A 23,562-nucleotide genomic window follows, 5' to 3' on the forward strand; every position below is an offset into this window, starting at 1 on the left:
TTCCGCGCCTGGGCACGCAAGCTCGACGTGCACCCGCGCGCGACGCGGCCGGTGAAGTGGGAGCGCAAACCGCCGAAGTAAAGAACGGAGGCGGATGGGCCGGCTGTGGCGCATGCCGCCGGCGCCCCCCATCCCCAGCCCATCCCCCGCAAACTGCGCGGGGGAAGGGAGCCAGCCTGGCGCGTCGCCCAACCGGTTGGGAGTCTCACAAAGGCCTGTCATCCTGAGTCTTTCACCGTCCTGCGGCCGACCCTGAGGGATGAAAAAGCGGCTCGCGGGCGCCGTCCAGGAATTTGGACGAACTGGACTTTTTCTATTCAGGCCCAGGCGCACCGAACTGGCCCGCAGCACACTCGTCGCGGGCCGGAGGATCTAGCCTGGGGCACGAACGAACTGAGGCGCGGCAGCGGTCACGGAAGCCGAGACCTCGGCTGCCGTGGGGCCCTCACCCGGCCGCGCTGACACGCGCGCCACCCTCTCCCACAAACAGCGTGGGAGAGGGGGTACACTTCGGGTCTTGGTGCCACGGCAGCGCAGGAGCGGAAGGCCCGGTCCGCTGGGGCGACTGAAGTCGCGGCAACGACGGCCCAAAGTCCGCCTTCGCGGACTGCACGCGTGGTCGAGTGCGCGAGGCTAGACATAGCGCGGTCGAATTCTCCCTTTCCCCCGCTTGCGGGGGAGAGGGCCGGGGAGAGAGGGCTGCCCGGGGCATGCACCGGCCTCTCCGAAGCGCACCGTTTCCTCGCCCGGCGTCGAGTGCACCGGGCCAGCCGAAGCGCGATTCAGGTCTCCCCCTCCCCTGCGCAGCGGGGGACGGGGGCCGGGGGGAGGGGGCTCCCGACGCATGCGCCGCGGCCAGTCCAACCCCGACCGAAGTTCTCCCCTCTCCCGGCGCAGTTTGCCGGGGGAGGGGCCGGGGGAGGGGCCTCCCGCGGCGAAGCCGCCCCCCTATTCATTCCAATCGAAAATCGCGAGTCGATGCAGGATTTTTCCAGGGAAGCAGACCTCGAACTGGCTATCCGCGCCATCCGCGCCGCGGGCGAGGCGGTGATGCGCGCCTTTCGCGTGGAGCAGGAGGTGACCTTCAAGTCGCCCGAGCAGCCCGTCACCGAGGCCGACCTTGCCGCCGACCGCGCGCTTCACCGCGTTCTGCTGGGCGAGCGCCCGGGCTATGGCTGGCTCTCGGAAGAGACGGCGGACTCGCCGGAGCGGCTGAAGCGCGAGCGGGTGTGGGTGGTGGACCCCATCGACGGAACCAACTCGTTCGTGGCGGGCCGCCCCGAGTTCGCCCTGTGCGTGGGCCTGGCCGAAGGGGATCGCGCCGTGCTGGGCGTAGTGCACAACCCCGTGACGGGGGAGGTGTTTCACGCGGTCGAGGGAGGCGGCGCCTTCCGCGACGGCAAGCCGATCCGCGTCTCGGAGCGGGGGATGGGCGAGGGTCCGCGCATCGTGGCGTCGCGGTGGGAGATGAAGCGCGGCGAGTTCGACGCGTTCGCGGACTGGCGGGTGGAGCCGCTGGGCAGCACGGCGTACAAGATGTGCCGCGTGGCCGAGGGCGGCGCCGAGGCGTTCGTCTCGCGCGGCCCCAAGTCGGAGTGGGACGTCTGCGCGGCGGTGGTGATCGTGCGCGAAGCCGGCGGCACCGTCACGCGCATCGACGGCCAGGAGCCGCGCTTCAACCAGCCCGAGCCCCACTGGAAAGGGATCGCCGCCTCCAACGGCCGCGTGCATGGAGACCTGGTCCGCATCGCATCCCAGCCGCTCTGAACGAACCGTTCGGCGTCAGGTGGTGGACGGCAGGTCATCCAGCGAGCCGGCCAGCCAGAGCTTGGGGCCGGCGAGGGCGTTGGGCAGAAAGCTGGTTCCGGGGCCGATGTCGCGACGGAACGAGTCGCTGTCGTAGCGCTTGACATCTACCGGGCGGTCCAGGACCAGTGCCGCATCCAGAAGGGCTTTCCCGAGTTCACGATCGGGGAGCGCATTGCCGTAGATCAGCAGGTCGATGTCGCTATCCGGGCGCTCGTCGCGCCGCGCGAACGATCCGACGATGAACGCCGCCTCCACCCCTGGTACCGAGGCGAGCGCGTCCCGCAACACCAGCGCCGGCGCGTACGCCTGCACGAGCGAGGTCAGCGCAATCCATTGCGGGTGCTGCTGATTCCGGGAAATGATAGTGTGCCGCCCCTCCGCTTCCCGGCGCAGGAATCCGAGCTCCACCAGCCGATCCACCTCGATCTGCAGCGATCGCTTTCCCACGATCCCCACGTGTCGGGCCAATGCTCGCGCGTGCAGGCGCGAGTCGGGGTGCACCACGAAATGCACCACGATCCGCGCGCGCGCTTCGGAGCCCAGCAATCCCGAAAGCTTATCCATACGCACCTCATCTGCCCCATAATATAGGGCAATCAAGGGTTGCGTACCAGTGCCGCCTCGCGAAACCGCCGCACTCGGCGATTCGTAGGATGGTCAGGAAGTCGCTTACAAAGTCGGACGCCTGCGCAAAGACGATGCTCGAGATCGTGGGAGAAGGGGTGGTGTGGTTGGTGTCCGAAGTGGTGGGATTGGTGGTCGGGGACATCCTCACGAGCATCCCATGGCGAGTGTGGGTTTCGGCGGGGCTCGTTGCCCTTGGAGTCATGGCGATGGGCAAGGCGTGCGCGGGCACCGAGCCTTCGCACGCCACGCTGCTCTTCCTCGCGGGCATCGGCCTGGTGGTGAGCCCCGTGGCGCTGTTCCTGTGGCCCAGCCCGCCACGCTGATGCTGGAGATTCTCGAGGCCATCGAAACCGCGTTCGACCTCGTCGATCTTCTGCTTTCGCCGGCCAAGCTGGCCCATCGGGTCAACCGCATGCGGGCCTGGTGGAGGAATCGGCAAGAGCCGCGGCCCGCGCCCGATCGTCGGGCGCGGGCCGCTGACGTTCAGTTGATTTCGCCGCTGTCCCGGCTCTCGTCCGCCAGGCGCGCGAGGCCGTCGCCGGTGAGGCGGAAGACCGTCCACTCGTCCATCGGGCGTGCGCCGAGCGAGTGGTAGAAGCGGATCGCCGCCTCGTTCCAATCCAGCACCCACCACTCCAGCCGGCCGCACTCGCGCTCGCGCGCCAGCCGGGCCAGGTGCGCCAGCAACGCCCGCCCGATCCCCCGCCCGCGCGCCTCGGGGCGCACGTACAGGTCTTCCAGGTACAGCCCCGGCTGCGCGAGAAAGGTGGAGTAGTTGTGGAAGAAGAGTGCGAAGCCCACCGGCTCGCCACCGTCCTCCGCGATCACCACCTCCGCGCCGGGCCACGGGCCGAACAGGGTGCGCCGCAGCCGCTCCTCCGTCGCCACCACCTCGTGCAGCAGCCGCTCGTAGTCCGCCAGCTCGCGGATGAAGCGCAGGATCAGCGGAACGTCGGCCTCGTCCGCCGGGCGGATGCGGACGGCGGCCGGCATCAGCGGCGCTCCATCCAGCGCGACACCAGGTTGGCGATGCGCCTCATCCGCGGGCCGTACGGCGGATAATAGAGTGGGCCGAGCCCCACGCGGCCCATCGACAGCACGGCGCGCTCGTGCGAAAAGGCGTGGAAGCCCGCGAACCCGTGGTAGCTGCCCTGGCCGCTCTCGCCCACGCCGCCGAAGGGAAGGTCGGGGTTGGCCAGGTGGCAGAGCACGTGATTGACGATGGTTCCGCCCGCCGTGGTGCCGCGCAGCACGCGTTCGGTGGCGCGCCGGTCGCGGCTGAACACGTACAGCGCCAGCGGCTTGCCCTCCGCGCCGACGCTGGCCAGCGCCTCGTCCAGCGACGCGTACTCCACGATGGGGAGCACGGGTCCGAAGATCTCGCCCCGCATCACCGGGGCGTCCCACTGCACGCCGGAAAGGAGCGTCGGGGCGACGTATCGCTCCGACTCGTCACGCTGCCCGCCCGCCTCGATCTGTGCCCCACCCGCCACCGTCTGGTCCAGCACGTCCACGATGCGCTCGAACGCCGGGCGGTCGATCACCCGCGCGAAGCACTCGCTAGCCCGCCGCGCCTCGTCCGTCGCGCCGTAGAAGCGCGCGATGGCGGCTCGCGCGGCGGCGATGAAGGGCTGCGCGTCGTCCCGGTGAACGAGCACGTAGTCGGGCGCGACGCACGTCTGCCCCGCGTTGACGAACTTCCCCCAGACGATGCGCTCGGCGGCGACGGGCAGATCCGCCGAGCGATCGACGATGGCCGGTGACTTTCCGCCCAGCTCCAGGGTCACCGTCGCAAGGTGCTCCGCCGCGGCGCGCATCACCTTGCGCCCGACTGCGGTGGATCCCGTAAAGAAGAAGTGGTCGAAGGGCAGCGAGATCAGCGCGTCCGCGGTTTCGATCCCGCCCATCACCATCGCCACTTCGTCCTCGGGAAAGGCGTCCGCGATGATGCGCGCCATGGCGGCCGCGGTGTGAGGCACCTTCTCCGATGGGCGCAGGATACAGACGTTGCCGGCGGCGACCGCGGCCACGAGCGGGCTGAACAGCAGCTGGAAGGGGTAGTTCCACGGCGCCAGGATCAGCACCTGGACGCGCGGCTCATGGCGCACGCGGCTGCGGCCGCCGGCCAGCAGGGCGGGAGTGGGCACGCGGCGCGGCTTCATCCACCGCTTCAGGTGGCGGGTGGCGTGGGCGATCTCGGCCAGCACCAGCTGCACCTCGGTGATCTCGAACTCCGCGGCGTTCTTGCGGAAGTCGGCCCGGACGGCGTCGTACAGCGCCTGGCGGTGGCGGATGATGGACGCGCGCAGTCCGCGCAGCTTCGCGATCCGCTCGCGCGCCGTCCCCTGCGCCACGCGCCAGCGGCTTTCGCGCTGCACCTGGAACAGCCGCCGCGCCCGGGCGATCTGCGCCTGGTCGTCGGCGGCTTCGGTCTGCGGATTGAGGAGTTGCGGCACGCCGAGCCTTCAGAAGGGATGGCCTCACGCAGAGGCGCCGAGACGCAGAGAGCGCCTGGCATCAGCTTCCCGTCGCCGCCCGGGCGCCGTGCGACAACATAGCGGTGGAAAGTCAGGAGGCCAGCGGATCGGCGGGATCGAGTTCGCCGCTCTGGCTGGCCCACAGCCGCCGGAACCGGCCCTCGGGGCGCGCCATCAGCGTGGCGAACGAGCCGGATTCCACCAGCCGTCCGGCCTCCATCACGTGGATCACGTCGGCGTCGCGCACGCTGGGCAGTCGATGGGTGATCATCAGGATGGTCATCCGCCCGTGCAGCCCGCGGATGGCCTCGCGGATACGGCGCTCGTTCTCGGCGTCCAGCGCGCTGGTCGCCTCGTCCAGGATCAGCAGGGCGGGGCGGCGGAGGAGCGCGCGGGCGAGCGCCAGCCGCTGCCGCTCGCCGCCGGACAGCCGCACGCCCCGGTCGCCGACCGCCGTGTGGAGCCCGTCCGGCAGCGCGGCGACGAACCCGTCCGCCACGGACAATCGCAGCGCCTCGCGAACTTCGTCGTCGCTGGCCTCGGGGCGGGCCCAGCGCAGGTTGGCGAGCACCGTGTCGTTGAACAGCACCGTGTCCTGCGCCACGTAGCCGATCCCTTCGCGCCACGCGCGCAGCCACGATTCGTCCAGCAGCCTGCCGTCCACCAGAATGCGCCCGGCGCGCGGCCGTACCAGCCCCATCACCAGGTCGGCCAGGGTGGTCTTCCCCGAGCCGGAGGGGCCCACCACGGCCGTCGTCCGGCGCGCCTCGATCTGCAGCTCCACGTTCGACAACGCATCGCCCCGTGCCGCCTCGTAGCCGAACGACACGTCCTCGATGCGGATGGAGTGGGCCACCTCCACCCGCTCGTGCGCCGGCTCCAGGTCTTCGCGCTCCGCCTCCAGCGCCTCGGCCATCGCCGTCAGCCGCTCCCACGCGGGCAGCTCGCGCGACATCATCTGGTGAAGCCCCTGCAGGTACGACAGCCGGGGGACCAGCCTGGAAAAGAGGAACACCAGCAGCAGCACGGTGGCGCCGGACACCCGCAGCACCGAAAGCGCCAGGTACGTCACCACGGCCAGCAGCACCACCGCGCCCACGCTGAACGCGGCGCTGCTGTCGGCAAAGGCGCGCCACGCCTGCTCGCGCGCGTCGGCGGCGCGGCGCGCGGTGCCGGCGAACAGGGCGGCGTTGCGGTCTTCGGCCCCGTAGCTCTTCACCACCTTCAGCGCGCCCAGGTGCTCGCCGGCCGCCGCCGTCAGGTCTGCCGAGGCGGTGGAGAGCGCTTCGCCCGCGGCGCGGACGGTCCGGCGGAACCGGGACAGCAGCAGCAGGAGCACCGCCCCACAGGCGAAGGCGACGGCGGTGATGGGGGCAGAGACGCGCAGGGCGAAGCCCAGGTACGCCAGGGCCATCAGCACGTGCGCCAGGAGCGTGGCCGCGTGCCCCGCCCCCGCACCCACCCGGTCGGCCTCGCCGGTGAGCGCGGTCAGCAGGTCGGTGCCGCGCAGGCGGGCCAGGGGCAGCCAGCGCGCCCCCGCGACCGCGTCGAACAGCCGCGTGCGCAGGCGCAGGGCGCTCTGCAGCTCCATCCTGTGCGCCACCAGGCTGTCCGCCCGGCGGGCGAGCGCCTGCACGAGCGTGACGCCCACGAACAGCAGCAGCACCGGGCCCAGCTCCGCCGATACGCCGACGGCGCCGAGCAGGCGATCCACCGCCCGGGCCAGGGCCCCGGCGGGGCCGCCGTCCACCGCCACGCCCGCCAGGGCCAGCAGCCGCGCCAGGATCAGCACGGATGCCGCTTCGCCCGCCGCGACCACCAGCGCCAGCACCACGGCGGTGGCGGCCGGGCCGGGCATGTCGCGCGCGAGGTGGCGGCAGAAGCGCACCGTGGCGCTTCCGCTCACCGCCCCCTCCCCGGCGCATAGCGCAGCGCCAGCCGCAGGGGCCGCAGTGCGCGATAGGCCGGCGCCAGCGGAGTGGGCAGGCGCAGCCACGACCAGTCCTCGGGCGTGGGGGTGAACAGCCAGCGCGCCGCATACCGCGCCCGGTCCGCACGTCCATCGCAGAGGCGATAGTTGAAGCGCAGGTTGGCGGCGGTGCTTTCCTCCGCCTCGGCGGGCGCGAACCACAGCGACCGCGCCTCGTCCGCCAGGGAAGGGACCTCAGGGTCCGCAGCGGCGGCTTCGGTGAGCGGTGGCGGAAGGGGAAGGCCCAGCGTGGTCCCGGCCAGGTGAAGGGCCAGCAACACCGTCCTTCGTCCGCCGGCCTCGCCCGCCCGGTGGACGAGGGCCCGCAGGTCCAGCCCCGTGCGCACCGCCAGCGCCGAGGCGGAGGCCAGCCACTCCAGCCGCGCCCAGCGGTGCTTGGCCCCGTGGGCGCACAGGGCCAGGAACAGGTCGTCGTCCGCGAGCGTCGGCACCGTCCCCCCGCCGATGGGCACGGGCCGAGCGCGGGCCATCAGCTCCGTCGTGGGCAGGCGGATGCAGAAGCGCGCGGACGACACCCGCGAGTGAAGCTCCACCAGCGTCCCCGTGTGGGGATGGTGAAAGGGCACGTCCCCGTCCACCGACAGGAACAGCCGCTCCTGCGCGGGCGAAAACGAGTACGCGGCGGCGTAGCCACGCTCCGCCAGCGCGCGCGAGGCCCGCGGCACGTCGCCGGGCGCCACCAGCAGGTCCAGGTCCGAGTAGGTGCGCAGCGCCACCTCGCCGTAGGCGCGAACCGCCAGCGCCGGGCCCTTGTACGCCAGCGCCGCCACCCCCGCGCGCTCCAGCGCCGAAACCAGCCGCCGCAGCTCGCCCGACAACCGGAGCGCCTCCCCCGCGTTGGCCGCATAGGCCGCGCGCAGGGTGGCGCGTACCGTCTCCGGCACCTCGGCCCGCCCGGCGAGCAGGCGGTGGAGCAGCGGCGTCAGCCGGTTCTTTTCAGCCAGCGCCAGCGCGGCGTCCCAGTCCACCCCGCGGACGACGACGTTCGCCACCCCGTCCGCGGCGGAGGCGTCCACCGCGGCGCGAGCAGCGAGCAGCACCAGGGCGGCCTCGGGCGCGGCGTCCACCCGGCCGGGCGGGGGCTGGGTCGCCGTCACGCGCCGTACTTCTCCGCGAGCCGTCCGGCGTGCGTCAGCGCTTCTTCCCAGCTGCCGAACCGGGCGGGAAAGGCGGCCGCCAGCTCGCGGGCGATTTCTTCCAGGGTGGCGGCGCCCTCCATCCGCTCCAGCACCAACCGGTCGATCCGCCCATCCTCCCCCAGCCGCGGCCGATGGGTGTGCGAGCGCGCCCGCAGCCGCGCGGGCGAAAGCGGCTCGGCGAAGAAGGTGGACTGGCGAAACTCGACCGTGCCCTCCGTGGCGGACTGGATGCGCGTATCCCACAGCCAGACGTACTCGTCGCCCACCAGCCGCGCCTGCAGCTCCACCGCCACCCCGTCACCCTCCGCCAGCTGCACGGCGCGGGGCCACGGAAAGAACGCGGTGCTGTAGACGGTCTCGGGCCCGTGCGGTCCGCTGGTGTAGCCGATGTTTTCCGCCACCTCGGCATCGAACCACATTGCGAACCCGTGCGCCGCTCCCGCGCTCGACGCCCGCCATTCCAGCGGCCCGCGGACGTTGGGATCGGTGATCGTGGGATAGTCGAGCACCGCCCAGGTGGCGGCGTCCGACAGCAGGTGCTCGGGGCGGACCTTCGCCCGGACCCACGAGTTGACCGCGGCGCGGCGGGCGATGGCGAAGTCGAAGCCGCGCGCCGCCTCGTCCCACGGCCCCACGATCTTGCCGTGGCGCTCGTCCGCCGCCACCAAGGCCCCGCGCAGGGTGTCGCGCCGGGGGATCAGCACGCCGCCCTCCGCCATCAGCCGCACGCGCGCGTCCACGATGGAGGGGATGTGCTGGCCGAAGAGGGGAAGGGCTCCCCGCAGGTCCGAAACGACCACGTCGGCGCGCTCGGGAAGGGACAGGCGCGTGGACAGGCCCTGGATGAACTCGATGCGGTCGCCCAGGCCGTTGGCCCGGGCGATCTCGCGCGCGGTGTGCACCACGTCCGCCGGCTCGATCGCGTACACCTTTCGCGCCCCCAGGCGGCAGGCCAGCAGGGCCATCATCCCGGCCCCCGTGCCGATGTCCAGCACCACCGAGCCGGGGCGCACGGCCTGCTCCAGCACGGCGGCGTAGGCATCCATCCGCACCCGGTCGGCCATCATGTCGCCGTAGCCCAGCAGGCTGTAGTCAGCCACCGGCCGGCTCCGTTCGCGCGATGAAGTCGGCCTCGATGCGCGCGGCCAGCTCGCCCGCGCGCAGGGGGTCGGCGTGCGGGGTCACGCGGATGACGGGAACCGAGCGGGCCACCTTGGCGAGCACCGTCAGTTCGCGGGCCTGCGCCTCGGCGTCGGGAAACCAGCCCATGTAGGCGTTCGCCACCAGCTCCAGCAAGCCATCCATCGTGGAAACCGGGGCGAACCGGGGCGCGTTCTGGGTTTCGCGCCCGGTCAGCACGTACACGGCACGGAGGGGAAGGGGCGCGGCGTGGAAGGCGTCGTCCAGGGCCAGGTAGCGCTTCTCCCAATTGGGCGAAAGGGGTGGCAGGTCGGCGCCCTCGCCGTACAGGGCGGGGAGCACGTCGGGCCACAGGCGCAGGTGGGGATAGGCGGGCTGCACGTGCACGCCGTCGTCCCGGTCCAGCAGCGGAACCACGTCGTCGGAGAGCAGCGCGCGGCCGCGGCCCGCGAAGGCGGCGGCGGTGGTGGACTTTCCCGACTGCGGCGGCCCGCACACCGCGGCGGCACCGCCGGCGAAGGCCACGGCGCTGGCGTGGAGCGATGGAATGCCGCGCAGCCGCAGCACCAGGCCGCAGATGGAGCCCATCAGGTAGGTGGCCGCGTCTTCCAGCGTCTGCCCGGGGGGCCAGGTGCAGGCCACGCGCGTGCCCTGCGCGTCGATCCTGAACTCGATGCCGTCCGCGTAGCGCAGGCGGTACGCGCCACCGTCCAAGGTGCGGTGCACGACGAGCGAGGGGCCGTCGTCGCCCGATTCGCGCGGCGACACGTACCAGGGCTCTTCGGGTGCGGCGGAAAAGGCGTGCGCGGGAACGCGCCCCAGCCACATGGAGAGGTCGGCGGGGGCGTCGGAAGATGGCTCTGGATGAAGGCCGGGGAGCGGGCGGTCGGTGTCGACGTGCAGCCCGTACAGGCGAAACCGCAACGGCGCGCGCGTACCGCCGCCCGTCAGGTCATCGTCTGCGACGACTGGCCCGGGTCGTTCATGTTATTCGAGATGCTGGCCAGCGTAAGCTCGCGCATGTCGCCGAACACGGTCAGCGCGGGGCGGCGGTACGGACGCCGAGGCGCGTTGGGAGGCGAATCTGGCATGGTGCTCCTTTTGGTTCGAGGGCCCAGGTCATGAGCTGGGCGGTGTTCCCCGGATCGTTCTTGTTGCTGGTGCGACTGGAAAGCCGTGGATTACCCTCGTTGGGCCGAAAGCCACAATGAAAGTGCCAGAGGGCGAATTTCCTGCCACAACTGTTCCGGCGGGTCCGGCGAGCGTCCGCCCGCCGCGGCGGGCACCCGGCCGACGTCCAACCAGGGTGCCACGGCCTCCGTCACCCTTCGCCCGCCCAGCCATGCATCGCCCTGTTCAATCCACCGGACGCGCAACGGATCGTCCGCCAGGGGCGACTTGGGACGGCGCAGCAGCCGCTCGGGAAGCCGCCCGCGCATCCCTATGCGCAGCAAGCCCTTATCATTATACCACTGTGAGGGCGGTATGGACAACAGGAAGCGTACGATTCGCACGTCGAAGTAGGGGTGGCGCACCTCCACCGGGGTGCAGGTGAATCCCGGATCGTAGCTCAGGAACATGCCCGGCCACAGCGGCGCCACCAGCTGCTCGTACGCTTCGGGGCGCAGCGGGTGGACGACGTCCGGCCCGGCGTTCCAAGCCGCGACCCGCTCGTGCAGCCCCGTGCGCCGCGCGAAACCGGCGTCCACCCAGCGGGGCACCTCCGCCCTCCACACCCGCCCCCCACGCCGCTCGTGCAGCCAGGTGCGCACGCCGGGGCGGGGCACCCGCCCGTGCAGCCAGGCGTACTCCGCGGCCTCGCGCGCCGCGCGGAGCAGCCGCCCGCTGGCCGCCAGCTTCGTCAGCCGCGACCGCGTTTCGCGCAGCACGGCGTCGCCGCCCTGTCCCGTCAGCAGAACCCGGGCGTGCCGGGCCGCGCTGGACATCTGGTCCACCTCGATGGCCATCAGCGCCGAGGCGGTGGGCTGCGGCCGCCGGAACGCCGGCGTCTCCCATCGTTCGAAGGCCTGGTACGGGTCCACCGGGGTGTACTCGGTGGGGATGGAGAGCGCGTCCGCCGCGAGTTCCGTGAACTCTCGCTCGCGGTCCGGCATCAGCCGCTCGTAGTACGCGGTGTAGCCCCGCAGCTCCGTCGCCCGCTCGCCCCGCGCGATCGTTTCCCTCGCCAGCGCGGCCAGGGAGGTGGAGTCGCGTCCGCCGCTCAGGAAGATGCCCGCCGCGTCCCGGGGCAGGCGGTCGCGGACGGCCTCGCGCAGCAGGTGGACGAAGTGGTCGATGTATTCGCCCGGGCGGCGGTAGCGCGTCTCGTCGTCCACGGGAAGCGACCAGTAGCGGCGGATGCTCACCGCGCCGCCCTCCACCACCAGCGTGTGGGCCGGCGGAAGCTGGCGGATGGCGGCGTGGACCGTGGCGGCCACGTCCTGGGTGTCGCCCTGCACCAGGAAGTCGCCGATCCACCCCTCGTCCAGCCCGGACGGCACCGCTGGGTCGGCGGCGAGGCAGTCGAGCGTGTTCGAAAAGAGAAAGGCGCCGTCCGTCCGCGCATGGAAGAACGGCTTGACGCCGAAGTGGTCGCGCGCGCAGAACAGCCGGCCGCGCGGCGCGTCCCAGATCGCGAAGGCGAAGTCGCCCAGGAGGTACGCCGCGCACTCGTCGCCCCACAGGCGGTAGGCGTGGTGGATCAGCAGCGCGGCGGGGTCCTCCGGGGCCGCCGCGATGCCGCCGGCTTGCAGCGCGCGGGCCAGCTCCTCGCGCCCGTCGATGCGCGCGTCGGCGCACACGTGGACCAGTTCGTCGGCGGAAAAGGGCTGCGGCGGGGGAGGGGATTCGTCGCCGGTGAGGAGAAGGCCGTGCGCCAGGGCGCAGCGTCCATCGGACCAGGTGCGCGTGCCGTCGGGGGCGCGAAAGGCCAGCGACGCCGCCATCCGCGCCAGGCGAGCCGGATCCGCGGGCGCGCCGCCGGCCGAAACGAAGCCCGCGATGCCGCTCATCGTCCGCGCGGAGCGGGGCGGGGGATCAGCCGCCGACTTCCACCAGGCCGCGCGCGGCCATGTCGCGGAGCAGCTCCAGCAGGTCGTGCTCGGCGGTGGGGGCGTCTACCTCGAACTCGGCGACCACGGCGTCGCGAAGCTCGGCCACCGTGCGCGGCTCGGCCATCAGCGCCCAGACGTGGGCGCCCACCGGGTCCAGCCCGTAGTACACGCCGTCCGCCAGGTTCAGGATCACCGCGTCGCCGTCCAGGTCGGCCGACACCTGGTCGCGCGCCGCCACCACGCGCGACGACGGATCGAGGCGCGGAGCGGCCTCCATCACGCGCGCGACGCGGCCAGGGCGGCGTCCACCAGGTCGCGCAGGACCACGCCGATGATGGCCAGCTCCGGGGAGATGGGGTCCAGCGACGCGTCGGGCGCCTCGCGCACGAAGTACTCGTACGCCTGCAGCGCCGCGGCCCAGCGCTCGCCCGCCACCCAGCGGTCCCGCGCCGGGCAGACGCCGTCGCCCTCGCGGAAGAGCCCGGCGAGCGCCGCCACCAGCTGCTCGGGCTCGTCGCCCGGCTCGCCCGGCATGCCGCCGCGCAGCGCGGCCAGCACGCGGCGGGCGGCGGGCGTGGCGGTGCCCTCTTCCGTCAGCAGCGCGGCCACGTCGGCCTGGGCCTGGGGCTGGAAGGGCGCGGCGTTCTCCCAGCGGCGCGGGGGGCGCAGGCTGCCGTCGCGCAGCTCCACGGCTTCCCTCGCGGCACGAGCGATCACCCGGCAGGCGATGGCCGGGCTGCGGAACACCACCCGGCCCTCGGCGCGGCGGAAGAGGGCGTTCTCGATGTCGCGGAAGGCGGCGCCGTGGTACCCCACGCCGGCCACGCCGCTGCCGGCCAGGCCGGGACCCGTCATGTCCGAGCGGCCGCGCTGGGCGGCGGCCGGAACGGCGGCCAGCAGCGCCGCGGCGGCCGCGAGAAGTGCGATTCGCATCATGTGTCCCTGCATCAGAAGAGGGAGCGGAAGCCCACGCCGTAGCCCACGGACAAGATGAAGCGCGCGCCGTCGCCGGCGGTGCCCAGGATGTCGGCGAAGGCGGGGGTGATCACGAGCGGAAAGCGCCGGAAGGGCGTGATGGAGAACCCGGCGTTCACGTCCTGGCCCGTCCAGTCGGCGGCCACGGAAACGAGCTCCGTGACGCGAATGCCCACGGCGCCGAAGACGTTCAGGGTCTGGATGCTGTCCAGGTCGGCCTCTTCGCTGCGGAAGCGGCCGTTGCCCAGGCCCAGCGTGAGCACGCCCGCGTCCAGCCAGGCGCCGGCCCGGCGCGTGCGCCGCACGACCTTGCTCGCCACCGCGAACAGCGTGGGATCTGCGTCGCTGCCGCCCCAGGTCACCACGTTCTCGTACCCCGCGGCGATGCCGGCGTCGCTCGAGAGCGAACGGTGCAGCTTGAAGCTCAGGCCGCCCGTTTCGCCCGGACCGCCGCCGCGCACGGTGGAGTACGAGGTGACGGCCGCCTCCAGCGCCAGCAGGTGCCGGCTGCCGATCCCCGTGCCGATCACCAGCCCGGCGTCGGGATCGGTGGTGTAGCGGGTGCGCGCCTGGTAGGCGGCGCCGACGAAGATCTCGCCCCACTCCACCCCGAAGCCGGTGGGCACCGAGATGCTGCCGGCGGGTCCCGGCCGAACCACGTCGCGAAGGGCCAGGGCCTGCAGCCCCAGCAGGCCGCGGTTGTGCTCCGCCCGCGCGGGGTCGGGCGCGGTGGCGCGGACGGGCGGGGCGGCTTCGCCGGAGGGCGCCGGCAGCGCGGGAGAGGTGACGTCCGTCGGTGGCCCCGTGGGGACCATCACGCCCGTTTCGGTGCCGGGGGACGACCCCGCTTCCGGGGCCCCCGGCTGCTGCGTAGGCGCTCCGCCGGCCGGAGGCTGGCCGGACCCGGGTGCCGGGCGGCCCGTGCAGGGGTCTGCCGGCCGCCCGCCAGTGGGGGGCGTCTCTCCGGCGGGCGCCGAGCGTACCGGCGGAGGCGTGCAGGGGTCCGGCGCACCGGGCCGGGCGGGGGGCGTATCCACCTGCGCATAGCGGTCGCGCCCCGTCCATGACCCCGGCGAGGGGCGTGGGGCGGCGCACGTGCACTCCCGCACCGGGCTCGGCGTAAGCGGCGACGCCTGGACACTGGCGGGCCAGGCCACCAGGGCGGCGGCCAGCAGCAGGATCGTACGCGTGCTGATGCGCATGGGCGGGCGGGTGCTTGGTCGTGAGGGCCGTGCGTAAACGGATCGCGGGCCGGGGGAGGGCAAACCGGCGTGGCTTCGCGACTTGATCGTCCAATATCGCCGTGAATGGGTGTGGGCACAAGGCTTACGGCTGGACGATCCGTGCGCCCGGGGTGCCTGCCTCCCGCGCCGAGCGGCATGCGATTCGCCCGGGATGGCGGGTACAGGGGACGCCGCCTACGCGCCGCGCCCCTGCCGACGCGTCGAGCGCCGTTTCATCCACCCCTACGCACCCCCTGCCATGCGCCGAACGATTCTCCTGCTCCTGCTCGCGCTGCCGTTCGCCGCGCCCGCCGCCGCGCAGGCGGGCGACTCCGTTTCCGTGCGCCCGGGCGACGTCGTTCGCCTGGCCGTGTGGCGCGCGCCGGAGTTCACTGGCGAGTACACCGTGGCCCCGGACGGAACCCTCCTGCACCCCCTGCTGACGGGGGTGCGGGTGGTGGGCGTCTCGCGTCCGCAGATCCAGGAGCTGCTGCGCGCCGCCCTGGGCCGGTACGAGAACCAGCCGCAGTTCGTGTTCGACTTCCTTCACCGGGTGGGGGTGGGCGGCGAGGTGCGGCTTCCCAATCTGTACAACCTGTCGCCCGAAACCACGCTGCTGCAGGCGGTGGCCACGGCGGGCGGGGGCACCGAGAACGCGCGGCTCGACCGGGCCGTCCTGTTCCGCGACGGGCGCGAAATCCAGCTGGACCTGCTGCGGCCCACCCCGGAGGTGGCGGCGATGCGGGTGCGCTCGGGCGACCAGATCCGCATTCCGCGCCGCACGAACGCCCTGCGCGAAACGATTTCCATCGTGGCGAGCGTGGTCGGCGCACTGGCGTCGGTGGTCGGGGCCATCCTCCTCGTGCGGCAGAGCTAGGCGAGTCCTCTCCGATCCTGGGACGACGAAGAAGCGACGCGCGCCGAGGCTCGCGTCCCTTCAGCCTAGAACACCCAGGTCCATCGGAGCGCGAACGCATCGTCGCCGCCGGCCGGCGGCGCGTCGGTGCGAAGGCGAAGGTACTCGGCGCGGACCTCGGTGTTGCGCCCCAGCCGCAGCCCCGCGGCCACCTCCGCGCGATCCACGTCGTAGTCCCACCGCACCTGCTCGCCCACCGCCCCGATCCGGTTGAAACGCATCGCCCCGTAGCGCCCCGCCACGAACACCGCGGGCGAGAGCTTCACCTTCGCCTCCGCCGTCCACGAGACGTCGCGCGGGTCCGCCCCCACGTTCGGCACCTCCCAGCGGTCCAGGATCACCTCCGCGCGCGCTTCCACCCACCCGCGCGTGAACGACGCATCCACCGCCCACATCTGCTGGTGGAACTCGCTGGCGTCGATGGTGTCCGCCGCCGGCTGCACCGGCGACGGCTCCAGGTAGGGGCCGCGGCTGAACGACGCGCCGATCCGCGCGCCGGGCGTCACTTGAACGCCCGCCGATGCGGCCACGGACGGCGCCGCGTCGCTCGCGCGGAACCGCCAGCGCCGCGGCTCGGACGAGGGGGCGCTGGTCAGCACCGCGACGCGGCCGTCGAGGCGCCCGGCGCGCCCGCCCGCCATCGCGCCGGTGGGGTAGGGCGCGGCCCACACCGGCGGCGCGCCCTCGGGACGGTGCACCGCGGGCTCGTCCTTCCACCGGAGGAACCCGGCGGCGCCGCCGGGAACGCGCGCGGCGCTGAGGATCGTCCGGTAGTCGTACGGCAGGGGCGGGCGGATGAAGGGATCGGCGGGGGTGTGGTGGCGGGCCGGATAGCTGCCGAAGGGCGAGACGAACTGCCCCGCCTGCACGAACAGGCCGTCGCCGCCGAACGGGCTCCAGCGCAGGAACGCCTGCTCGATCCGCACGCTCACGTCCTGCCCACGCAGCGGCCGCGCGCGGTCCGCGTGCGCGGCGAACCCCGCGTACCACCGCGACCCCGCGAACGCGTCCAGGAAGAGCGCGGCGCGCGGCTGGAACACGGGCTCCGTTCCCGGCACCTGCCAGGCATGCGCCTCGCCGGGCAGGTTCGCCTCCAATTCCAGGCGCCCGCGCGGCGTCACCTGCACCGTGCCCCCCGGCGACGTCCACGTGGCCCCCAGGTCGGCCAGCGTCGGCAGGGGCTGGGCGGCGGCGGGGGCGCACGCCAGCAGCGCGAGCGCCAGCACGGCCAGCCCCGGCACGGGGATGCGCCCGGCCGCACGCAGGCCCCGGACCCGGAACACCTCCACCGGCGCGGAAAGGCCCTTGATGCTGCGCATTCCGCCGGGGACGGCGTCCACGTCAGCGTCCACGCGCTCCCACGTGGCGCGCGAAACCAGGATCTCCGCCCCCTGCGCCGAAGAGCAGAGGCGCGAGGCCAGGTTCACCGACTCGCCCAGCACCGTGTAGTTCAGCCGCCCCGGCGAGCCCATGTTCCCCGCCACCGCCGGGCCGCTGTTGATCCCGATTCCCACCTCCACGCTCGCCTCCCCCCGCGCCGCTCGCTCGGCGTTGACCCCGGCGACGGCGTCCCGCATCCGCACGGCGGCGCGCACGGCGCGCAGGGCGTGCCCCGGCTGCACGCCCGGCGCGCCGAAGATGGCCATCAGCCCATCGCCCAGGAACTTGTCGACCACGCCGCCCTCCGCCTCCACCGCCCCGCCCATCCGCCCCACCAGCTCGTTCAGCAGGCCGATCACGCGCTCGGGGTCCATCCCCTCCGTCAGCGTCGTGAACCCGCGCACGTCCGCGAACAGCGAGGTGACGTCGCGCGTTTCGCCGCCCAGGCGGATCTCGCCCTTCAGCAGCTCGTCGGCCACCTCGCGCGAAACCACCTTGTCGAGCACGCCGCGGTAGCGCTCCTTGAGCATCAGCCCGTGCGTCATCTCGTTGAACGCCGCCGCCAGCGTGCCCAGCTCGTCGCGGCCGGCCACCGCCACGCGCGTCTCCAGGTCGCCCTCGGCCACCTTGCGCGTCGCCGCCACCAGCGCGCGCACCGGGCGCGCGAACGAGCGCGACAGCACCGTGCCCAGCGCCAGCGCCACGAGCAGGGAGACGACGCCCGCCGCGGCCTGCGCGCGCTCCAGCTGGTCGAAGGGGCGGAGCACGTCTTCCAGCGGAATGGCGACGATGCGCGTCACCTCCTGTGCCCCGCCGCCCGACGCAAGCCGCGCCGGCACGAGCGCCATCCGCGCCCCGTCCCACCGGGTCCGGCGGCGCGCCCCCGCCCTGGCCGCATCGCGCATCCGGCGGTCCAGCCCGCCGCGCCGCACGCCCGGGGTGGACGCGACACACCGTCCGTCCGCCAGGAAGCAGACCTCCGCCCCCACGCTGCGCCCCAGCTGCGCCGCCGCCGCGTCGTCCAGCGGAATGCCCAGCGTCAGCGTCCCCACCGGCTCCCCGAACAACGCCAGCGGCACCGTCTGCACCGTGTACAGCCGCCCGCCCACGCGGTGGTGCGAGGCCACGCCCTCCGCCGGGCCCGCCGCGGCCGATGCCGCAGACGCGGGAAGCGCCGCCCTGGCGTCCGGCAGGGGCGCGCCTTCCAGCACCGCCGCGACGGGGCGCCCGTCCCGCTCTCCGAACGCGGCGAGGGCGTTCGGGATGCCGGCCAGCTGCAGCTCGTACAGCACCGTTTCGCCCAGGAACTCGGCCGCGCCGGGGCTCAGCACGGCCTCCTCCAGCGCCGCGGGAAGGCGGTTGCTCCCCGCGAACCGCGCCGTGTACCCCCGCAGCTGGCGCAGGCGCGCCTCCTCCATCTCGCGATACGCGGCATCGGTCCTCTGAACGGCGCGGTCCACCATCACGGCCACCTGGCGGCGCGTCTGCACCCGCACCACCAGCAGGGCGGCGGCCAGCAGCAGCCCCACGGAGCCGACGAGCGCAAGGAGCAGCCGCGCGCGAAAGCTGGTGCGCGGCAGCGCGGCCCACGCCGCCAGGCGCCTCACAGCCGCAGCCGGACGCGGGCCGTACCCGAGGCGGGAACCACCACGTCCACCGTCCGCTCGCCGCGGTCCACGTCCCACACCGTCAGCCGGTAGCGCCCGGCGGGAACGCCGGCGATGCGGAACCGGCCGTCCGCGCCCACCACCGCGTGGAACGGGTTCTCGACCACGACCACCGCCGCCCGCATCCACTGGTGGATTTCGCAGTACACCTTCGCCACGCCGGGCCGGTCGAAGGTCACCGTCCGCGACTCGCCGCGCGGGTAGCGGCCCAGGTCGAACCGCTTGACGGGAGAGTACGAAAAGACGTTGTGGAAGAAGGGGTCGCCGTTCGGAAAGTCCACCCGGCCGCCCGTGGGCACCACGAGCAGCGCGGGGCGAAAGCTGGTGTCCTGCTGCGCCAGGCGGGCCCGCTGCGGCGAGGCCGGTGCCGCACCCGCGATCCGCCCCACCAGAAAGGCCACCGGCGGCACCGATCCCACGACGTGGGTTCCGCCCGCCGCGCCCGGATAACTGGACGCCACCCGCCGCGCGGCGCGCGGCGACAGCTCCACCTGCCCCTCGATGGTGCCGCCGGACTGCGTGGCGGCGGCGCCGGGAAGGGCGGCGAGGAGGGCGGGGATCAGCAGGGCGCGGGCGGCGCGGAAGCGGTGGGGCATTGGAGGGGGAGAGCGGCGCGGCGGACGAACGAAGGGAACCGCAACATAAGCCGCCCAACGCGCCCGAACCAGCGGGGCGCACGGCTGAACCGGCCAGCCCCATCTACCCGTTCCCGATGGCGCGTTGAGCCATCGTGGAGAAAACGCGAGAGCCGCGGAGGAAAGACCTCCGCGGCTCATCAGTTCCTCCGCGTCTCCGCGTGAAGCCCCTGCATCCCTGAAGATGCGCAGGGTCGTGCCGGAGCTCGAGCGTGTTACCGGCTGGCCGTGCGGAGGGTGGCAGCCCGGCGAGGCGTTGCGATGAACTGCGTTTCACAGGCGCGCCCGACACCCAGGTACCGCTCGTAGCTGGCTTGCGTAACTTGCGTCAGGCAGCAGGGGCCCGTGCAGCACGAACCACAGTCCATTACGACGCCGCAGCCGCACGCGCAGATGCCGCCGCAGCAGACACAGCAATAGTTGTCCTGCAAAAGGGACCTGGCCAGGCCGCGCGCGGGTACGAATGCCACCTGCCGCGCGGGCGCCGGGGCGCTGGCCCGGCGGATGCGCTCGACATTCACGCGAATTCCCGTGTGGCTGCGGAGTCCCGCCGGCGTTCCGACCGTGAGAGCCAGGCGCTCGACGAGCCGCCGGGTGGCGGGCTCGTTCGCCTTGGCGCGGTAGACGGCGACCGTCACCTCCCGGCCGGCGTCCGCCATCACGGGGATGAGCTCGAATTCATCCGTTCCGTCCAGCGTGAGCTTGAGCGGCTGGCCTTCGTGGACGCTCGCCTCCATCACCTGGTTGGGAAGCTGCAGCGCCAAGTCGAAAATGCGCAGGGGGTCTACATGCTGGCCGCTTGCCGGCACGGCGGCGAGCACGGCGGCCAGCGCCGCGGCGGTACGAAAACATCTGAATGCGCGCATCAGGAGAACCTCCTTCAGAAGTTTGCGGGATCTGCGGCCTGGCGGCCGCTACGCTCAATCGCCCCCGCCGGCGGACTGAGCGGCCAAACGCAACACGACCACCTGCGGCGCCCCGGCCTCTGTAGGCGCCACGCCATACAGCTTTCCACCGCGGACTGCCATCACCTCGACGTCCGAGGGAAGAAAGACCGAGCCTTCATAATGGCCGCCCGCATCGAACGCGGCCCATTCGGCTGGTTCGGCACTGCTGGCGAACAGGCCCAGCCAGAGCCGGCCCTGGTCGTCGGCCACCAGGCCGCGGACCGCGGGCCAGCGTTCAGGCACCGAGTCCGCCAGCACCGGCCGGAAGATGGCCGCCATTCGCGGGGGCAGCTGCCGCACGGCATCCGACACGTCCACCTCCGTTACCCTCGGGGGAGAATGTCGAATGGAGAAACCGCCAACACGGCGCCCGGCAACGTCCACGGTCTCCACCGCAAGCGAATCGCTCCAGACGACGTGGATGCGGTCGTCCGCGCCGGCCGCGACGAACGCCTGCCGGCCGAATGGGTTGGGCATGACCGAATAGCCCCCGCCGCGCTGGTTTACGCGCAGAAAGGATTGAGAGGGGAAGTTTCGCAAGGCCGCGCCGCGGGGTGTGCCGTCCGCGTTCAGCACGCGGATCTCGTCGCGGCGTGGCGTGGCTGCATCGGGGGTGAACTGCGGCCGGATCAGGGCGACGTAGGCACCGTCGGCCGCTGCCCGGCGAAGGGTGAACGGCTTGGGCCCGCCCAGCGCCGCGCCCAGGTTCACCGTGTACGACGGCTTCTCCGCGTCCGGTGGAAACACACTCAGCCGCGCGGCGCCGGGATCGTACACCAGCACGCTGTCGCCGGAAAGGACCTGCACACCGCGGATGCCGCGGAACTCGCCGGGCCCCAGGCCTTTCCGCCCCAGCGTGCGCAGGATGCGCCCCTCCGCATCCAGCACCGTGACGCGAGCCGCGAACCAGTCCGCGACGTACACGCGCCCGCGTGAGTCCACGTCGATGCCCGTTATGGCCGAAAACAGCGTGTCGGACTCGACCCGCGCCACCTCCGACACGGGCCATGCGGCCGCCCGCCGCTTCTCCAGGCCGGGGAACGATCCGTCCGATTCACCCTGTGCCCGGGCACACGACGCTGAGAAGGACGCGAGCGCCGATGTAAGGATGAGGCATCCCAGGCGCGATGCCGGGTAGGGATTGGATGGCGGCATTGGCGATCGTTGCTTTCGTCCTGAAATGCAATGTGCAACGATACGAGCGGCAGTCGCGGCGGTCAAGGATCGTGGTCCGGCAGGCAGGAATGAAAGAAGGCGCGGACCATTTGGGCCGCGCCTCGGGACTGCACTCGTCAGGCCGTTTCGGCTTTTCGTGGCCGGCCGCGCTTCTTGCCGGCGGGCTGCGCCGGGGCGGCGGGGGTGACGGCGGGCGCCACGCCGGGCAGGATGGCCCGCAGGAAGCGCCCGGTGTGCGAGCGCGGGTTCATCGCCACCTCTTCCGGCGTGCCGGCAGCCACCACATCGCCGCCCTTGGGCCCGCCCTCCGGCCCCAGGTCGATGATCCAGTCGGCCGTCTTGATGACGTCCAGGTTGTGCTCGATCACCACCACCGTGTTGCCGTGGTCGCGCAGCGCGTGGATCACCTTCAGCAGCAGGGCGATGTCGTGAAAGTGCAGGCCCGTGGTCGGCTCGTCCAGGATGTAGAGCGTGCGGCCGGTGTCGCGCTTGGACAGTTCCTGCGAGAGCTTGACCCGCTGTGCCTCGCCGCCCGACAGCGTGGTCGCGCTCTGGCCCAGCCGGATGTAGCCGAGGCCGACGTCGAGCAGCGTCTGCAGCTTGCGCGCGATCATCGGCACGGCCTGGAAGAAATGGAAGGCCGCGTCCACCGTCATGTGCAGCACCTCGGCGATGTTCCTGCCCTTGTAGTGGACTTCCAGCGTCTCCCGGTTGTAGCGGCTGCCGCCGCAGACGTCGCAGGGCACGTAGACGTCGGGCAGGAAGTGCATCTCGACCTTGAGCACGCCGTCGCCCTGGCACGCCTCGCAGCGGCCGCCGGCGACGTTGAAGCTGAAGCGGCCGGGGCCGTAGCCGCGCTCGCGCGCCGCCGGCACCTCGGCGAACAGCTCGCGGATGGGCGTGAACAGGCCGGTATAGGTGGCCGGGTTCGAGCGCGGCGTGCGGCCGATCGGCGACTGGTCGACGGCGATCACCTTGTCGAACGCCTCGATGCCCTCGATCGCGTCGTGCGCCTCCGGCTCGGCATGGCTGTTGTAGAGGCGCTTGGCGACGGCGGCGTAGAGCGTGTCGTTGACGAGCGTCGACTTGCCCGAGCCGGACACGCCGGTCACGCAGGTCATGAGGCCGATCGGCACCTCGAGGTTGACGCCCTTCAGGTTGTTGCCGCGGGCATTGAAGATGCGCAGCCAGTCGTCCGGCTCCGGGGGCGGGTGGCGCTCCGGGACGGCGATGCGCAGCACGTGCGACAGGTAGCGGCCGGTGAGCGACTCGGCCGATGCCGCGACCTGCTCCGGCGTGCCCTGCGCCACCACCCGGCCGCCGCCATTGCCTGCCGCCGGGCCGATATCCACCAGGTGGTCGGCGGCGCGGATGGCATCCTCGTCATGCTCCACCACCAGCACGGTGTTGCCGAGGTCGCGCAGCCGCCGCAGCGTCTTGAGCAGCATGTCGTTGTCGCGCTGGTGCAGCCCGATGGAGGGCTCGTCGAGCACGTAGAGGACGCCGGACAGGCCCGAGCCGATCTGCGAGGCGAGGCGGATGCGCTGGCTCTCGCCGCCCGACAGCGTGCCGGACGTGCGGTCGAGGTTGAGGTAGTCGAGCCCGACATTGTTGAGGAAGCCGAGCCGTTCCAGGATTTCCTTCAGGATGCGCTCGGCGATCGCGGTCTGTTGCGTGTTGAGCGTCGCGGGCATCGCCTCGAACCAGGCGAGCGCGTCGACCACCGACAGATGCGTCGCGTGGCTGATGTCCTCGCCCGCGATCTTCACTGCCAGTGCCTCGGGCTTGAGGCGGGCGCCGCGGCAGACTTCGCAGGCCGCGGCGGATTGGTATTTCGACAGCTCCTCGCGCATCCACGCGCTTTCGGTCGAGAGCAGGCGGCGGTTGAGATTGCCGATCACGCCCTCGAACGGCTTCTTCACGTCATAGCTCTTGCGGCCGTCGATGAAGGTGAGCGTGACGGGCTTGCCGCCGGTGCCGTGCAGCACGATCAGCTTCACCTCGCCCGGCAGTTCCTCCCACGGCGTCTCCAGGCTGAAGCCGAACTCGCGCGCGAGGCTGCCCAGCACCTGCATGTAATAGGGTGATGGCGGGTTTGACTTGGCCCAGGGCACGACCGCGCCCTTCTTGATGCTGAGGCTGTGGTTGGGGACCACCAGATCCTCGTCGAAGATCAGCTTTTCGCCCAACCCGTCGCAGGCGGGACACGCACCCTGCGGCGCGTTGAAGCTGAACAGGCGCGGCTCGATCTCGGCGATGGTGAAGCCCGACACGGGACACGCGAACTTCTCCGAGAACACGATGCGGTTGGCGGGGATGCCCGCACCCTTCATCGCGCCGCCCAGAGTGGAACCGTTCGTGTCGAGCGAAGTCGAGACACCCCGTGCGCTCTTGGTGGCCTGTCCCTC

At 72.5% G+C, this 23,562-nt stretch carries 20 protein-coding genes; 3 read left to right on the forward strand and 17 right to left on the reverse strand.

From position 1 onward, the window contains the following. Positions 1 to 978: 978 nt before the first annotated feature. Positions 979 to 1,767 carry a 3'(2'),5'-bisphosphate nucleotidase CysQ gene (locus VF632_RS17500; protein WP_331024221.1) on the forward strand — a complete coding sequence of 263 codons (789 nt, stop codon included), beginning with the start codon at positions 979 to 981 and terminating at the stop codon, positions 1,765 to 1,767. A 15-nt stretch (positions 1,768 to 1,782) separates the two neighbouring features. Here VF632_RS17500 and VF632_RS17505 read toward each other — a convergent pair whose 3' ends face one another. Next, positions 1,783 to 2,373 carry a nucleotidyltransferase domain-containing protein gene (locus VF632_RS17505; protein WP_331024222.1) on the reverse strand — a complete coding sequence of 197 codons (591 nt, stop codon included), beginning with the start codon at positions 2,371 to 2,373 and terminating at the stop codon, positions 1,783 to 1,785. Between the two features lie 134 nt (positions 2,374 to 2,507). Between VF632_RS17505 and VF632_RS17510 the strand changes: the two genes are divergently transcribed. Continuing rightward, complete coding sequence (locus VF632_RS17510; protein ID WP_331024223.1) at positions 2,508 to 2,759, forward strand: hypothetical protein; 252 nt, start codon at positions 2,508 to 2,510, stop codon at positions 2,757 to 2,759. Positions 2,760 to 2,919: 160 nt separating this feature from the next. Here the strand turns inward: VF632_RS17510 and VF632_RS17515 are convergent, their stop codons facing one another. The 11 genes from VF632_RS17515 to VF632_RS17565 all read right to left on the reverse strand — a co-directional run bounded on the left by VF632_RS17515 (position 2,920) and on the right by VF632_RS17565 (position 14,412). After that, positions 2,920 to 3,429, reverse strand: a complete 510-nt coding sequence (locus VF632_RS17515) for a GNAT family N-acetyltransferase (protein WP_331024224.1) — start codon at positions 3,427 to 3,429, stop codon at positions 2,920 to 2,922. Next, a complete protein-coding gene (locus VF632_RS17520; protein WP_331024225.1) occupies positions 3,429 to 4,892 on the reverse strand; it encodes an aldehyde dehydrogenase family protein in 1,464 nt (487 codons plus the stop codon). Before VF632_RS17520 ends, VF632_RS17515 begins: the two co-directional genes overlap by 1 nt. A 112-nt stretch (positions 4,893 to 5,004) precedes the next feature. Then, positions 5,005 to 6,819, reverse strand: a complete 1,815-nt coding sequence (locus VF632_RS17525; protein WP_331024226.1) for an ABC transporter ATP-binding protein — start codon at positions 6,817 to 6,819, stop codon at positions 5,005 to 5,007. Then, positions 6,816 to 8,000, reverse strand: a complete 1,185-nt coding sequence (locus VF632_RS17530) for a nucleotidyltransferase family protein (RefSeq protein ID WP_331024227.1) — start codon at positions 7,998 to 8,000, stop codon at positions 6,816 to 6,818. The genes VF632_RS17525 and VF632_RS17530 overlap by 4 nt, the downstream gene beginning before the upstream one ends. Beyond that, positions 7,997 to 9,142, reverse strand: coding sequence for a 50S ribosomal protein L11 methyltransferase (locus tag VF632_RS17535; protein WP_331024228.1), 1,146 nt, complete (start codon positions 9,140 to 9,142; stop codon positions 7,997 to 7,999). The genes VF632_RS17530 and VF632_RS17535 overlap by 4 nt, the downstream gene beginning before the upstream one ends. Continuing rightward, positions 9,135 to 10,106, reverse strand: coding sequence for a hypothetical protein (locus VF632_RS17540; protein WP_331024229.1), 972 nt, complete (start codon positions 10,104 to 10,106; stop codon positions 9,135 to 9,137). Before VF632_RS17540 ends, VF632_RS17535 begins: the two co-directional genes overlap by 8 nt. A 23-nt stretch (positions 10,107 to 10,129) precedes the next feature. Continuing rightward, positions 10,130 to 10,273 (reverse strand): hypothetical protein, encoded by a 144-nt coding sequence (locus VF632_RS17545; protein ID WP_331024230.1) that lies wholly within the window; start codon positions 10,271 to 10,273, stop codon positions 10,130 to 10,132. Between the two features lie 90 nt (positions 10,274 to 10,363). Continuing rightward, a complete protein-coding gene (locus tag VF632_RS17550) occupies positions 10,364 to 12,193 on the reverse strand; it encodes an asparagine synthetase B family protein (RefSeq protein ID WP_331024231.1) in 1,830 nt (609 codons plus the stop codon). Positions 12,194 to 12,218: 25 nt separating this feature from the next. After that, positions 12,219 to 12,512, reverse strand: a complete 294-nt coding sequence (locus VF632_RS17555; protein WP_331024240.1) for a PqqD family protein — start codon at positions 12,510 to 12,512, stop codon at positions 12,219 to 12,221. Continuing rightward, positions 12,512 to 13,171, reverse strand: coding sequence for a hypothetical protein (locus VF632_RS17560; protein ID WP_331024232.1), 660 nt, complete (start codon positions 13,169 to 13,171; stop codon positions 12,512 to 12,514). The genes VF632_RS17555 and VF632_RS17560 overlap by 1 nt, the downstream gene beginning before the upstream one ends. Positions 13,172 to 13,182: 11 nt before the next feature. Further along, the gene (locus VF632_RS17565) at positions 13,183 to 14,412 is read right to left on the reverse strand and encodes a hypothetical protein (protein WP_331024233.1); all 1,230 of its coding nucleotides are present in this window, start codon (positions 14,410 to 14,412) and stop codon (positions 13,183 to 13,185) included. Positions 14,413 to 14,692: 280 nt separating this feature from the next. On the opposite strand from VF632_RS17565, the gene VF632_RS17570 reads away from it, so the two are divergent. Further along, positions 14,693 to 15,310 (forward strand): polysaccharide biosynthesis/export family protein, encoded by a 618-nt coding sequence (locus tag VF632_RS17570; protein ID WP_331024234.1) that lies wholly within the window; start codon positions 14,693 to 14,695, stop codon positions 15,308 to 15,310. A gap of 65 nt (positions 15,311 to 15,375) precedes the next feature. Here the strand turns inward: VF632_RS17570 and VF632_RS17575 are convergent, their stop codons facing one another. The 5 genes from VF632_RS17575 to uvrA form a co-directional block, all read right to left on the reverse strand. After that, positions 15,376 to 18,336, reverse strand: a complete 2,961-nt coding sequence (locus tag VF632_RS17575) for an adenylate/guanylate cyclase domain-containing protein (protein ID WP_331024235.1) — start codon at positions 18,334 to 18,336, stop codon at positions 15,376 to 15,378. Then, positions 18,333 to 18,992 (reverse strand): carboxypeptidase regulatory-like domain-containing protein, encoded by a 660-nt coding sequence (locus VF632_RS17580; protein ID WP_331024236.1) that lies wholly within the window; start codon positions 18,990 to 18,992, stop codon positions 18,333 to 18,335. Before VF632_RS17580 ends, VF632_RS17575 begins: the two co-directional genes overlap by 4 nt. Before the next feature lie 254 nt (positions 18,993 to 19,246). Further along, positions 19,247 to 19,897 carry a hypothetical protein gene (locus VF632_RS17585; RefSeq protein ID WP_331024237.1) on the reverse strand — a complete coding sequence of 217 codons (651 nt, stop codon included), beginning with the start codon at positions 19,895 to 19,897 and terminating at the stop codon, positions 19,247 to 19,249. 54 nt (positions 19,898 to 19,951) lie between these two features. Beyond that, positions 19,952 to 20,980 (reverse strand): hypothetical protein, encoded by a 1,029-nt coding sequence (locus tag VF632_RS17590; protein WP_331024238.1) that lies wholly within the window; start codon positions 20,978 to 20,980, stop codon positions 19,952 to 19,954. Positions 20,981 to 21,270: 290 nt separating this feature from the next. Beyond that, positions 21,271 to 23,562: excinuclease ABC subunit UvrA (uvrA, locus tag VF632_RS17595; RefSeq protein WP_331024239.1), on the reverse strand; the 2,292-nt coding region annotated here is incomplete at its 5' end.

Origin of the sequence: Longimicrobium sp. (assembly GCF_036388275.1) — a bacterium.
Lineage (GTDB): Bacteria > Gemmatimonadota > Gemmatimonadetes > Longimicrobiales > Longimicrobiaceae > Longimicrobium.